This is a genomic window from Pseudomonas sp. AIG (assembly GCF_977020205.1).
The window spans coordinates 63,213-75,993 of sequence record NZ_CDROCK010000020.1; the positions used below are offsets into that span (position 1 = coordinate 63,213).

Annotated in this window: 8 protein-coding genes; 5 read left to right on the forward strand and 3 right to left on the reverse strand. The window is 59.9% G+C overall.

What is annotated here, in order from left to right; translation table 11 throughout:
* Nucleotides 1-176 precede the first annotated feature (176 nt).
* The 4 genes from ACWR1S_RS13725 to ACWR1S_RS13740 all read left to right on the forward strand — a co-directional run bounded on the left by ACWR1S_RS13725 (nt 177) and on the right by ACWR1S_RS13740 (nt 8,055).
* Nucleotides 177-1,916, forward strand: a complete 1,740-nt coding sequence (locus ACWR1S_RS13725) for a dipeptidase (protein WP_454563871.1) — start codon at nt 177-179, stop codon at nt 1,914-1,916.
* A gap of 272 nt (nt 1,917-2,188) precedes the next feature.
* Nucleotides 2,189-3,442, forward strand: a complete 1,254-nt coding sequence (gene mexE / locus ACWR1S_RS13730) for a multidrug efflux RND transporter periplasmic adaptor subunit MexE (RefSeq protein WP_454563872.1) — start codon at nt 2,189-2,191, stop codon at nt 3,440-3,442.
* Nucleotides 3,443-3,457: 15 nt separating this feature from the next.
* The gene (locus ACWR1S_RS13735) at nt 3,458-6,637 is read left to right on the forward strand and encodes an efflux RND transporter permease subunit (RefSeq protein ID WP_454563873.1); all 3,180 of its coding nucleotides are present in this window, start codon (nt 3,458-3,460) and stop codon (nt 6,635-6,637) included.
* A complete protein-coding gene (locus ACWR1S_RS13740) occupies nt 6,634-8,055 on the forward strand; it encodes an efflux transporter outer membrane subunit (RefSeq protein WP_454563874.1) in 1,422 nt (473 codons plus the stop codon). The genes ACWR1S_RS13735 and ACWR1S_RS13740 overlap by 4 nt, the downstream gene beginning before the upstream one ends.
* Nucleotides 8,056-8,250: 195 nt before the next feature.
* Here the strand turns inward: ACWR1S_RS13740 and ACWR1S_RS13745 are convergent, their stop codons facing one another.
* The 3 genes from ACWR1S_RS13745 to ACWR1S_RS13755 are packed head-to-tail and all read right to left on the reverse strand — an operon-like array spanning nt 8,251 to nt 11,525.
* Nucleotides 8,251-9,195: an HlyD family efflux transporter periplasmic adaptor subunit gene (locus ACWR1S_RS13745; RefSeq protein ID WP_454563875.1), complete on the reverse strand. Its 945-nt coding sequence runs from the start codon at nt 9,193-9,195 to the stop codon at nt 8,251-8,253.
* A 4-nt stretch (nt 9,196-9,199) separates the two neighbouring features.
* On the reverse strand, nt 9,200-9,400 hold the full coding sequence (locus ACWR1S_RS13750; protein ID WP_123595659.1) for a DUF1656 domain-containing protein: 201 nt from the start codon (nt 9,398-9,400) through the stop codon (nt 9,200-9,202).
* A complete protein-coding gene (locus tag ACWR1S_RS13755; RefSeq protein ID WP_454563876.1) occupies nt 9,390-11,525 on the reverse strand; it encodes an FUSC family protein in 2,136 nt (711 codons plus the stop codon). The genes ACWR1S_RS13750 and ACWR1S_RS13755 overlap by 11 nt, the downstream gene beginning before the upstream one ends.
* Nucleotides 11,526-11,696: 171 nt before the next feature.
* Here ACWR1S_RS13755 and ACWR1S_RS13760 point away from each other — a divergent pair, with 171 nt between their 5' ends.
* Entirely contained in the window at nt 11,697-12,752 is a 1,056-nt protein-coding gene (locus tag ACWR1S_RS13760; protein ID WP_454563877.1) for a tetratricopeptide repeat protein, read from the forward strand.
* The last annotated feature ends 29 nt before the right edge of the window (nt 12,753-12,781 follow it).

Sequence of the window (12,781 nt, forward strand, 5' to 3'; positions counted from 1 at the left end):
AGCGGATAGAGCACCTCGAAATAGTTTTTCATTTGTGCGCCTCTTTTGCATTTTTGTGCGACACATCCCCTTTCAGGACTCCCGCAAGGCTCTGGCACGGTGTTAGTTTGTAAATGTATGTGTCTCAACCTAGAGGCACGCCTAACTCACTGCCCTGCAAAGGAATGCCCTTCGTAATGAATGTCCCTTTCAAAAAACTGGCTGCCACCACCTTGATGCTGGCCGGTCTTGCCGTGTTCGCGGCGCCCGCACAGGCCAATATCACCCCGCAGCAGAGCGCTGAAATTCTCAAGAGCTACAGCGCTGAAAAAGCCACTGACTTCCGCCAGTTCCTCGGCAATCTGGGCAAGAGCGATCTGGCGAAAACCGCTGACATTGGTCCGGCGATTGGCGCCTATCTCGATAACAAGACTTTAAACGCCGAGCAGCAGAACGAAATCTATCGTCTGCTGGGTATCTACACGCGCGCAAAATACACCGCCGCCGCCACCGAAACCCTGCGCGAACTGGTCGAGATCCCGACCTTTCGCAAGGATGGCGTCGAACAGCACGACAACCCGGAATTCACCAGGATCGCGGCGAAGATTCAGAGCCTTGCCGAGTCCTTCAATCTGAAATTCCGCAACATCGACAACCGTGTCTATGAAATCTCTCTCGACGGCACGGGCGACGAAGTCGTCGGCATTCATGCGCACGCCGACGTGGTGCCGGTGACGCCGGAAAACTGGGTGCTCAAGGATGGTACCCGCCTCGACCCGTTCAAGATCACCCTGATCGGTGACCGCATGTATGGTCGCGGCACCGAGGATGACAAGAACGGTATCGTGGTCACGCTCTACGCCATGAAAGTCATCAAGGAAGAAAAACTCCCGCTGGTGCGCAACTTCAAGTTGCTGGTCGACACCACCGAAGAAACCACGGGCGACGCGATCCCTTACTACTTCGAACGCAATCCGACACCGAACTACAACCTCGCGCTGGATGGTGGCTACCCGGTGGTGATTGCCGAGAAAGGCTACGGCACCGTCATGGCCAACTTTTCCAAGCGCAAAGGTGAAGGCAAAGGTGCCGAAATCATCTCGATGACCGGCGGTCTGGCGACCAACCAGATTCCGTCGGCGTCGGTCGCCACGCTGGTCACCGACAAGCCTGCGGAGCTGGCTGCCAGCCTGCAAAAGGCCGGCGACGAGTTTGCCAAACGCAATGGCGGCGACTTCCAAGTGAGCGCCAAGGTCGACGGCAAGGACGTCAAACTGACCGTGACCGGTGTGTCCGCGCACTCCTCCGAGCCCGAATCCGGGGTCAACCCGGTTGCGCGGATGCTGGTCTTTATCAATAGCCTTGATGGCAAAGTCGCGTTCAAGCACAACCACATCACCGATGCTGCGCGTTACGCTGCCGACAACTGGGGGCTGGATTACCTGGGCAACAAGCTGAGTGTCGGTTTCTCCGATGCCTTCATGGGGCCGCTGACAACGTCGCTGACCTACGTCGGCATGGATGACAAAGCCTTCAAACTCGCGGTCAACCTGCGCGTGCCGAAGGGTAAATCGCCGGAGAAGCTCAAGGCTGAAATCGCTGGGAAACTGGCTGCCTGGAGCAAGAAAAGCCACGTCGCCGTTGCCTTCGACTATTCGATCGCGGAGCCGATGTACCGCAATCCTGAGGGTGAGTGGGTCAAGGCACTGCTGGCTGTCTCGACGGAAAACCTCGGCATGAAACACGAGTTCGGCACCTCCGCCGGCGCTACCTCGGTGCATGAACTGCCGAATGGCGTGCAATTCGGTCTGGCCATGCCGAACGTGAAGTACACCGGTCACACCGATGGCGAATTCAAGACCGTGGAGCAATTCCAGCTGGATCTGCAGATCGTTACGGAAATGATTGGCCGCATCGGCCAGTTGCCGAAACTCTGACCGCATTGTCGAACCCGCCGCCATGGCGGGTTCGGCATTTTTAATCCCCGCATAATCCCCGCCGCGCAGCCTCGCCCCTGACTTTTGCACATCGGGCAACACAGAATTGCCTTCAGAGAGATTGATAGCCACCTAACGAAAGGTGCATGCTAGAGGGCTAGTTTGGGTCTTATATCATTCCGAATGATAGTTACCTTTGCTTCATTCGATTCGTGCCATCACACCCCGCCGAGCATCATCCGCCCATCTTCAATACATTGGCGGATGCATCCATGGAACAGTCACTCAAACATTTGCGCTTCCCGTTGGCCATGTTGGCCGTACTGGTGATGAGCGCCTGCGGCAAGACTCCGGAGACTGCCGCCACCCTGCCTGCGGCGAAAGTCAGCGTGGCCAAGGTGCTGGAACAGCCGGTCAACGAGTGGGACGAATTCACCGGGCGCCTCGAAGCGCCGGAAACCGTTGAAATCCGTCCTCGGGTCTCCGGCCAGATTGATGACGTCGCTTTCACTGAAGGCGCACTGGTCAAAAAAGGCGACCTGCTGTTCCAGATCGACCCGCGTCCGTTTCAAGCCGAGGTTCGCCGCCTCGAAGCACTCGTAGCTCAATCCCGCGCCAACGCCACTCGCAGTGAAAACGAAGCCGGTCGTGGTGAACGTCTGCGCGCCAGCAACGCCATTTCCGCCGAACTGGCCGACTCGCGCACCAGTGCCGCCCAAGAAGCCCGCGCCGCTGTCGGTGCCCTGCAAGCGCAACTGGACCTGGCCAAACTGAACCTCAGCTTCACCCGCGTAACGGCGCCAATCAGTGGTCGCGTCAGCCGTGCCGAAATCACCGCCGGTAACCTCGTGACCGCCGACACTACGCCGCTGACCAGCGTGGTTTCCACCGATCGCGTTTACGCCTACTTCGACGCCGACGAGCGTGTGTTCCTCAAATACACCCAGCTCGCCCGCAACGGTCAACGCGGCGCCACGACCCCGGTGTACATGGGCCTGTCCAATGAAGACGGCAACCCGCACCTCGGTCAGATGAACTTCGTCGACAACCAGGTCAACCCGAAAACCGGCACCATCCGTGGTCGTGCTGTGTTCGACAACAGCGACGGCACTTACACCCCGGGCCTGTACGCACGCCTGAAGCTGGTCGGCAGCGGCACCTACAACGCCATGCTGATCAACGACGAAGCGGTCGGTACCGACCTCGGCAAGAAGTTCGTGCTGGTGATGGATGCGGACAACAAAACCGCATACCGCGCCGTTGAACTGGGTCCGAAAATCGAAGGCCTGCGCATCGTTCGTACCGGCCTGAACAAGGACGACACGATCATCGTCAAGGGTCTGCAACGGGTTCGTCCTGGTTCACCGGTCACCCCTGAAGTGGTGCCGATGGCCAGCGAACAGACCATCGCGGCACTCGCTCAACAACGTCAAGCGCTGGAAGCCAGCAACCTGCCCAAAGTCGCCCCTGCCAAGGGTGCGTCCGGTGCGGTTGTGAAGCTGGCCGCTACGACCCCACGCGGTTAAGGGACGATAACTCCGATGAATTTTTCCCAATTCTTCATTTCACGGCCGATCTTCGCAGCGGTGCTGTCGCTGTTGATCCTCATCGCCGGCGCGATCTCGCTGTTCCAGTTGCCGATCAGCGAATACCCGGAAGTCGTGCCACCGACCGTGGTGGTGCGTGCAAACTTCCCGGGCGCCAACCCTAAAGTCATCGGTGAAACCGTGGCGGCTCCGTTGGAGCAAGCCATCACCGGCGTCGAGAACATGCTGTACATGTCCTCGCAGTCGACCGCCGACGGCAAGATCACCCTGACCATCACCTTCGCCCTGGGCACTGACCTGGACAACGCGCAGGTGCAGGTGCAAAACCGGGTGACCCGTACCGAACCGAAGCTTCCCGAAGAAGTGACGCGCATCGGTATCACCGTCGACAAAGCCTCGCCCGACCTGACCATGGTTGTGCACTTGACCTCGCCGGACAAGCGCTACGACATGCTCTACCTGTCCAACTACGCGATCCTCAACATCAAGGATGAGCTGGCGCGTCTGGGCGGTGTCGGTGACGTGCAACTGTTCGGTATGGGCGATTATTCGCTGCGTGTCTGGCTCGATCCGAACAAGACCGCTTCGCGCAATCTGACCGCCACCGATGTAGTGACTGCGATTCGTGAACAGAACCGTCAGGTCGCGGCCGGTCAATTGGGTGCGCCCCCTGCCCCGAATGCCCAGAGCTTCCAGCTGTCGGTTAACACTCAGGGCCGACTGGTCAGCGAGGAAGAGTTCGAGAACATCATCATTCGCGCAGGCGACAATGGTGAGATAACTCGTCTCAAAGACATCGCTCGTGTTGAACTCGGTTCCAGTCAATACGCCCTGCGCTCGTTGCTGGACAACCAACCGGCGGTGGCCATCCCGATCTTCCAGCGTCCAGGCTCCAATGCCATCGACATCTCGAACGAAGTTCGCGGCAAGATGGACGAGCTGAAGAAAAACTTCCCGCAAGGCATGGATTACAGCATCGTCTATGACCCGACGATCTTCGTGCGCGGCTCGATCGAGGCGGTGGTTCACACCCTCTTTGAAGCGCTGATTCTCGTGGTCCTGGTGGTGATCCTGTTCCTGCAAACCTGGCGTGCCTCGATCATTCCGTTGGTGGCAGTGCCGGTGTCGTTGATCGGTACGTTTGCGGTGATGCACCTGTTCGGCTTCTCGCTCAACGCTTTGTCGCTGTTCGGACTGGTACTGGCGATCGGTATCGTAGTGGACGACGCCATCGTGGTGGTGGAGAACGTCGAGCGCAATATCGAGCTCGGATTGAATCCGATCGAAGCCACCAAGCGCGCCATGCGTGAAGTGACCGGCCCGATCGTTGCCACGGCGCTGGTGCTGTGTGCGGTGTTCATTCCGGCGGCGTTCATCTCCGGCCTCACCGGGCAGTTCTACAAACAGTTTGCACTGACCATCGCGATCTCGACCGTGATCTCGGCGTTCAACTCGCTGACCCTGTCGCCAGCACTGGCCGCTGTGTTGCTGAAAAGCCATGACGCGCCGAAAGACCGCTTCTCCAAGGCACTCGACAAGATCTTCGGTGGCTGGTTGTTCCGTCCGTTCAACCGCTTCTTCGACCGCGCCAGCCATGGCTATGTCGGCACGGTTGGCCGGGTTATCCGCAGCAGCGGCATCGCCCTTCTGCTGTACGCAGGCCTGATGGTGCTGACCTTCTTCGGTTTCTCCAGCACGCCGACCGGTTTTGTACCGGGCCAGGACAAGCAATACCTGGTGGCCTTCGCACAATTGCCAGATGCTTCGAGCCTGGATCGCACCGAAGACGTGATCAAGCGTATGTCCGACCTCGCATTGAAACAGCCAGGCGTGGAAAGCGCCGTAGCGTTCCCGGGCCTGTCGATCAACGGCTTCACCAACAGCCCGAACGCCGGCATCGTGTTCGTGACCCTGAAACCGTTCGATGAGCGTAAAGACCCGAGCATGTCCGCCGGTGCAATTGCCGGGGCCTTGAACGGTCAGTACGCGAACATTCAAGAGGCGTACATGGCGATCTTCCCGCCACCGCCGGTACAAGGTCTGGGCACCATTGGTGGTTTCCGCCTGCAAATCGAAGACCGGGGCAACCTGGGCTACGACGAGCTGTACAAAGAAACCATGAACATCATTAACAAGAGCCATAGCGTGCCGGAACTGGCGGGTCTGTTCACCAGTTACACGGTGAACGTGCCACAGGTCGATGCCGCCATCGACCGTGAAAAAGCCAAGACCCACGGTGTGGCCGTCAGCGACATCTTCGACACCCTGCAGATCTATCTGGGTTCGTTGTATGCCAACGACTTCAACCGCTTCGGGCGCACCTATCAGGTCAACGTTCAGGCCGAACAACAGTTCCGTCTCGAATCCGACCAGATCGGTCAGCTGAAAGTACGCAACAACAAAGGCGAAATGATCCCGCTGGCGACCTTCATCAAGGTCAGCGATACCTCGGGCCCGGATCGCGTGATGCACTACAACGGCTTCATCACCGCAGAAATCAACGGTGCGGCAGCGCCCGGCTACAGCTCCGGCCAGGCCGAGAAAGCCATCGAGAAACTGCTGAAGGATGAACTGCCGAACGGCATGACCTACGAGTGGACCGACCTGACCTACCAGCAGATTTTGTCCGGCAACACCGCGCTGTTCGTGTTCCCGCTCTGCGTACTGCTGGCGTTCCTCGTGCTCGCCGCTCAATACGAAAGCTGGAGCCTGCCACTGGCGGTGATCCTGATCGTACCGATGACCCTGCTGTCGGCCATCACCGGTGTGATCATCTCGGGTGGTGACAACAACATCTTCACCCAGATCGGCTTGATCGTACTGGTGGGACTTGCCTGTAAGAACGCGATTCTGATCGTCGAGTTCGCCAAGGACAAACAGGAAGAAGGCCTCAACCCGCTCGCCGCGGTACTCGAAGCTTGCCGTCTGCGTCTGCGGCCAATCCTGATGACGTCCTTCGCGTTCATCATGGGTGTGGTGCCACTGGTGTTCTCCAGCGGTGCCGGTGCCGAGATGCGTCACGCCATGGGTGTGGCGGTGTTCTCCGGGATGCTCGGGGTGACCTTCTTCGGTCTGTTGCTGACGCCAGTGTTCTACGTACTGATCCGTAACTTTGTCGAACGCGGCGAAGCCCGCAAAGCGGCCAAAGCTCTGAAACTGGAGGCGCAACAATGAGTCTGAAAGTCTTCCTGCCGAGTCTGCTGGTGCTGGCCCTCAGCGCCTGCGCTGTCGGTCCCGACTACAAGACCCCAGCCACGGAGGCGGCCAATATCACGGCCGTCACCGACGGCGCCGCCGGGCAAAAAAACTTCGACCGCTCGAAATTCGAAGGCATCTGGTGGCAGCAATTCGACGATCCGACCCTCAACCAGTTGGTGACCCAGTCGCTGCAAGGCAACCGTGAACTGCGCGTGGCGTTCGCCCGCTGGAAAGCCGCCCGGGCGATCCGTGACGACGCCAGCAACGATGCGATGCCGACCATCACCAGCCGTGCGAGCAGTGATCTGGCCAAGGGCCAAATCCCTGGCCAGACCACCAACCGGGTCAACAGCGAACGCTATGACCTCGGTCTGGACATGGCCTGGGAGCTTGACCTGTTCGGGCGCATCCAGCGCAATCTGGAAGCCAGCGACGCCGATCAGCAAGCAGCCGAAGCCGATCTGTACCAACTGCAAGTCACCATGATTGCCGAACTGGTGGATGCTTACGGTCAACTGCGCGGCGCGCAATTGCGCGAAAAGATCGCCGTGGCCAACCTGAATAATCAGGTTGAGTCGCGCAAGATCACCATCAGTCTGCGTGACGCCGGTGTTGGCGATCAGCTCGATGTCGAACGGGCCGATGCCCGTCTGGCCTCGGTCGAAGCCAGCGTGCCGCAATTGCAGGCAGAACAGGTTCGGCAGAAAAACCGTATCGCCACCCTGCTGGGTGAGCGCCCGGACAAACTGACCGTCGATCTGAGTCCAAAAGACTTGCCCGCGATTGCCAAGGCCTTGCCGATCGGTGATCCGGGTGAACTGCTGCAACGTCGTCCGGACATCCTCAGCGCTGAACGCAAACTGGCTTCGGCCACCGCGCGTATCGGCGTGGCGAAAGCCGATCTGTTCCCACGGGTCAGCCTCAGTGGCTTCCTCGGCTGGACCGCCGGGCGTGGTTCGCAGATCGGTTCCTCGGCGGCCAACGCCTGGGCACTCGGCCCGAGCATCACTTGGGCGGCGTTCGACCTTGGCAGCGTACGCGCCCGTTTGCGTGGCGCCGATGCTGATGCCGAAGGCGCACTGGCGACTTACGAGCAACAAGTATTGCTGGCCTTGGAAGAGTCGGAAAACGCTTTCAGCGATTACGGCAAGCGTCAGCAACGCCTGATCTCGCTGATTCGCCAAAGTGAATCAAGCCGCAAGGCTGCCGACCTCGCTGAAATCCGCTATCGCGAAGGCACGACTGACTTCCTCGTGCTGCTCGACGCTCAACGCGAACGGTTGAATGCCGAAGATAGCCAGGCCCAGGCCGAAGTTGACCTGTATCGCGGCATCGTCGCGATCTACAAGGCCCTTGGCGGCGGCTGGCAGCCGGAGGCTGTTGCCAGCAAGTAATCGATTGTTAAAGAGCTCCTTTGGTTGGCCGCAACCAACCAAATTTTTTGCCCCGCGTATCATTCGGTCGCGGGGCTTTTTTGTGCCTCGAAAATCACACCCTCTTCTGTAGGAGCTGCCGCAGGCTGCGATCTTTTGACTTTGCTTTAAAAGAGCAGATCAAAAGATCGCAGCCTGCGGCAGTTCCTACAGGGATCAGTTTTCCAGCACGGTGACCGTCGCTGTGGTGCCGGCACGCAAGCGGTTCTTGCCGGCATAGTCGCCATCGATGTCGATCCGCACCGGTACCCGCTGTGCCAGTTTTACCCAGGTGTAACTCGGGTTGATGTTGGCCAGTAACCGGCTGCCCGGCGCGTTTTCCCGGTCGGCGATGGCGAAGGCGATGCTCTGCACCCTGCCGCCGAAGGTCTCCCCGCTCATCAATTGCACCCGTACCCGATCGCCCTCGGCAATTCGCGGCAATTTGGTTTCTTCGAAGTAACCGCTGATGTAGAACGAGTCACTGTCGACCAAGGCCAACAAGGCGCCACCGGCCACCGCGTAATCGCCCTCACGGGTCAGCAGGTTGGTGACATAGCCGCTGACCGGGGACTCGACACGGGTGCGCTGCAAGTCCAGTTCGGCCTGGGTCAACGCAGCAATCGCCAACTGCACATTGGCCTCGGCGAGACCGAGATTGGCCTGGTTGCGCAGCAGATCCGCCTGGGCAACGGCCACATCGGTACTGGACTTCTCCCACTCCTCACCGGAAATCGCAAAGCCCTGCTTGAGCGTACGCCGCCGGCGTTCTTCGCTTTGCCGCTGCTTGAGCAAGGCTTCGCTGGCAACGATCGCCGCTTGCGACTGGCCCAGTGTGGCCTTGGCCACTTCCACCTCACGGCGCGAATGCTCCACCGCCAGCCGGTAGCGCGCCGGGTCGATCTCCATCAACAGTTGCCCCTTGTCGACATGCTGGTTGTCCTGCACCGCCAGACTGACAATGCGCCCCGAAACATCCGCCGACAGCGTCACCACATCGGCTCTGACCCGGGCATCGCGAGTCCATGGGGCACGGGTGTAATGCTCCCAGGCAAACCAGCCGAGCACGATGGCCAACAGCACCACCGCCAACGTGATCAATCGCGTGAATAACACTTTCAAGGCATCAGCCTCCCATCAGCAAAATCAGCGTGGCACAGACACAGGCATACAAGGCGCCTTCGAACAGCGCCTCATGCCAGACCAGACGTAGCACGCCCAGACGCCGCAACCCCCAGTCCAGCACCATAAATATTGGTATGGCCAACAGTAATGCCTGGGCAATGGGCGGCAGGTAGACACCGCCAATCTCGAAATCAATGGGCAAGGGCTGCTTCTCCTTCCGGGGCGGGACGCTGGATGGCGTCACCGTGGCGCTGCAGAAATGACACGACGATCAACAGGGCCACACGCATACGAAACAGCGACCACACATGCTCATGACTGGCGACGTGCAACTCATCCAGTTCGTCGCCCAATGTGCGCAGCGCGCCCAACAAGGGTGCCAGTTGAATGTCCTGACGCCCGGCAACAAACCGCCCGGTTTTGCGCACGGCCGAAGCCAGACGCTGACTGAAGGCGTCCGTCAACAGCGCATTGTTGTGTGCCTGCTGCCGCAACTGATGCATCGCCACACCCAGCGCAACACACGCCAGGCTGATTTCGTACAATTGCTGCATCGCACGACTGTTCACCGCTGGCAACAGGCCGAGCATGCTGGTCAGGCGATCGACCATACGGCTTTCAAAAGCGAATTGCTGTTCATCGGTCGCCGGGGTTTTGCTCAGTGCATACACCTGCTCGCGCGCTTCGTTGTACAAACGGCGCAGGCGCCAGGCCGGTCGAAACGGGAAAATCCACGCATAGACGATCAGGGCGAGCATGGCTGCACTGACGTAGGCGCCCGCAAATTCGAACCATTGAATGGCGGTATTCTGCCCAGTCCCGACATTCTGCGGGCCGAGCATCAGGAAACTCGACAACCCCAGGCCCATGCCGATGCCCGCCGTCGCCGGACTGGCCAGACCGATTGCGATCACATACAGCAGCGGCGCCAGCAATAACGCCAACAGCTCGAAATCGCTGATCGCCGGCACCAGCATGAATTGATAGAACGCCGAGACCACCAGCGCCAGCCCCAAGCCTCGGGCGTAACTCTGCGCGGCCATGAGTGGACGCGGAAACGTCGCCATCAACGAACAGAGGATGCCCACCAGGATCATCCCGCCCCGTGCGCCGTCCCAAGCGGTTTCGATCCAGATCAATCCGGCCACCAGCAACGCGGTGAAGGCGCGGACCGCATTCATCGACGCCAGGGTGAAGTCCAGATGCAGCGGGCTGACCTGACCGCGATAGAGGCAACTGGCCTCGCGCCCTTCCTGAATGGCATCACTCAATTCAAGGACCTGCTCGAGTTGCTGCAACAGCCGCGCCTGCTCCCAGCGCAACGCCCAGGCCAGTGAACGCAAGGTGGCGCTCATGTCTTCGGTCAATTGCTCGGCCTGATAAGCCAGCGCTTCGAACTGTTGCTGCAGCGTGACGAACTGGTGACGTGCGCGCGCGGGCAGTGATCGCCCCTGCTCCGCCAACTGATCGAGCAGCGCCAGTTCCTCCGCGCGCAGGCGCTGGATGTTCAGCGGCAGATCGCCCTCCCAGCGTTCGGTGAGCAGCTCACGCTGATGACGTAATGCGGTCAACCGGGAAGTCAACAGCATCAGTTGATTGCCCAACAGCAGCACCAGATGGTTGGCGCTGCGCAACCGCGGCGCATCGAAATACAAATGCCGTCGCAGGCCTTCAAGGGCGCTGATCTCGCCTAGCAGCTGCATCTGCCGGCCCTGGAAATCGGCCTCGCTTTCTTCCGTGCGAAGTACCGCCGCAGCGTGGCTGGCGGCCAGTTTGATGACCTGATCGACCTTGGCGAAATAGCCCTTGGCCACCGCTTGCGGCCGTGCCGTCAACAGGCTGACCACGCATACGCAGGCCACGGCCAGCAAGGTTTCAGTAACACGGGTCACCGCCAATAGAAACGTGCCGTCCTGATCGGGAATCGCTAATAACGCGACGACTACAGCGGTGTAACCGCTGAGCACAAACGCTTGCGAACTGGTATAGCGCAGCAAAGTACCGCCGGCCGTGCACAGCGCCAGCCACAGCGCCAGGGTGGTAATGAATGGCAGCGGTGCCTGAGGAAAGATAGCCATGATCAACACCGCCACCGCCGCCCCGAGGGTGGTGCCGATCACCTGACCGAAACTGCGCGCCAGCGCCATCCCGGCCAGCGGCTGGCTGACAATGACCACCGCCATGATCGACCACTTCGGCTGATCGAGGTCGAACAGGAACGCCAGATACAACGTCAGCAACCCCGCCGCAATGGTTCGCAGGGCAAACAGCAGCACGGCCTGACCGGGATGGATCACCGCCTTGAAGTAATTGAACAGGGCTTGCATGGGAACACTCATCGAAGCGACTTCTGCAAGCGTAGACACTGCATTGAAAGCCTGACGGGTAACTGAGTCGACGCAGCTTGTAGGGCGATTCGCATCCACAGGGTTTGACTCGTGGGCCGAGCTGACCGAAGCTTGCCGCTCTGCTCAAGTACGCCTGTTTCGGAAACCTGCATGCCTCAGTCTCGCCGCTACCTGCTTATCAGCCTGGGCCTAGTGCTTGTTGTCATCGTGGCCTGGTTGTCGCTGCGCAGCACCGCGCCGGTCATCCCCGATTCGATCAAGCACGGCTACAGCGAAGCGCTGAATGCCGCTCGCACCGGGGAGCCGGGGGCGGCGCGCCAGTTGTACCAACAACTGGGCCGCCCGGACATCTCGGTCAAACGACGCGTGTGGCTGCATGGTGAGTTGCCCAATTACCCGAGCCCGCAGGCGTTGAAGCTGGCCGACACGGACCTGCAGAACGAAGCCCCCGAGGTGCGGCTGGCGGCGATCAAAAGCGTGGTGGGACTGGTGCCGGGCGGGCAACGCAGCCTGTTGCTCGGGCCGATGCTCGAGGATGACGATCAAACTGTACGGTTTGCCGCGATCAATGCCCTGCTGGGCTTGACGCCGGATGAACTGGGTCTGTATTTCGCACCGTTGCAACAAGCGATCGACGGCTGGGAACAAACGCTCAAGGCGCAGCCAGAAAGCGCCGCCAGCTACGCACAACTGGCCCGACTGCACATTCACAACGCCGAGCTAAAAGAGGCGCAGGTCGCACTCGACAATACCCTGCGCCTGGAGCCCGGCAATCTGCCGGCGCTGGTGATGCAGATCGATGTCCTCGACCGCCAGGGCCAAACTGACGCGGCCCGACAACTGCTGGTTCAGCAACTCAAGGCACAACCTGATTCTGCCTATCTGCAACATGCTCTGGGGCTTTGGCTGTTGCACCACGATCAGCGCGAATACGCCCTGCTCGGTTTATCCAAAGCCGTTGAGCTTGAACCCGATAACAAGGATTACCGCTACGACCTCGCCACCACCCTGCACAGCGCCGAGGAACTGGAAGCGGCGCAGAAGCAGTTGCAGGAAATCGTCCAGCGCCACCCCGCCGACCGCAAGGCGCGGGTGTTGCTGATCAACTACTGGAAGGAAAGCGGGCAACTGCAGAACGTGCAGATTCTGTTGGCGCAGCTGGAACAGCTCAATCCTGATGATCCGGCGTTGCAACAGGGCCTCTGACCCATTATCGACAGCTCGTTCGACATATC

Coding starts and splice junctions, on each gene's coding strand:
- ACWR1S_RS13725 (WP_454563871.1), top strand. CDS start 177: ATGAATGTCCCTTTCAAAAAACTGGCTGCCACCACCTTGATGCTGGCC.
- mexE (WP_454563872.1), top strand. CDS start 2,189: ATGGAACAGTCACTCAAACATTTGCGCTTCCCGTTGGCCATGTTGGCC.
- ACWR1S_RS13735 (WP_454563873.1), top strand. CDS start 3,458: ATGAATTTTTCCCAATTCTTCATTTCACGGCCGATCTTCGCAGCGGTG.
- ACWR1S_RS13740 (WP_454563874.1), top strand. CDS start 6,634: ATGAGTCTGAAAGTCTTCCTGCCGAGTCTGCTGGTGCTGGCCCTCAGC.
- ACWR1S_RS13755 (WP_454563876.1), bottom strand. CDS start 11,525: ATGCAAGCCCTGTTCAATTACTTCAAGGCGGTGATCCATCCCGGTCAG.
- ACWR1S_RS13760 (WP_454563877.1), top strand. CDS start 11,697: ATGCCTCAGTCTCGCCGCTACCTGCTTATCAGCCTGGGCCTAGTGCTT.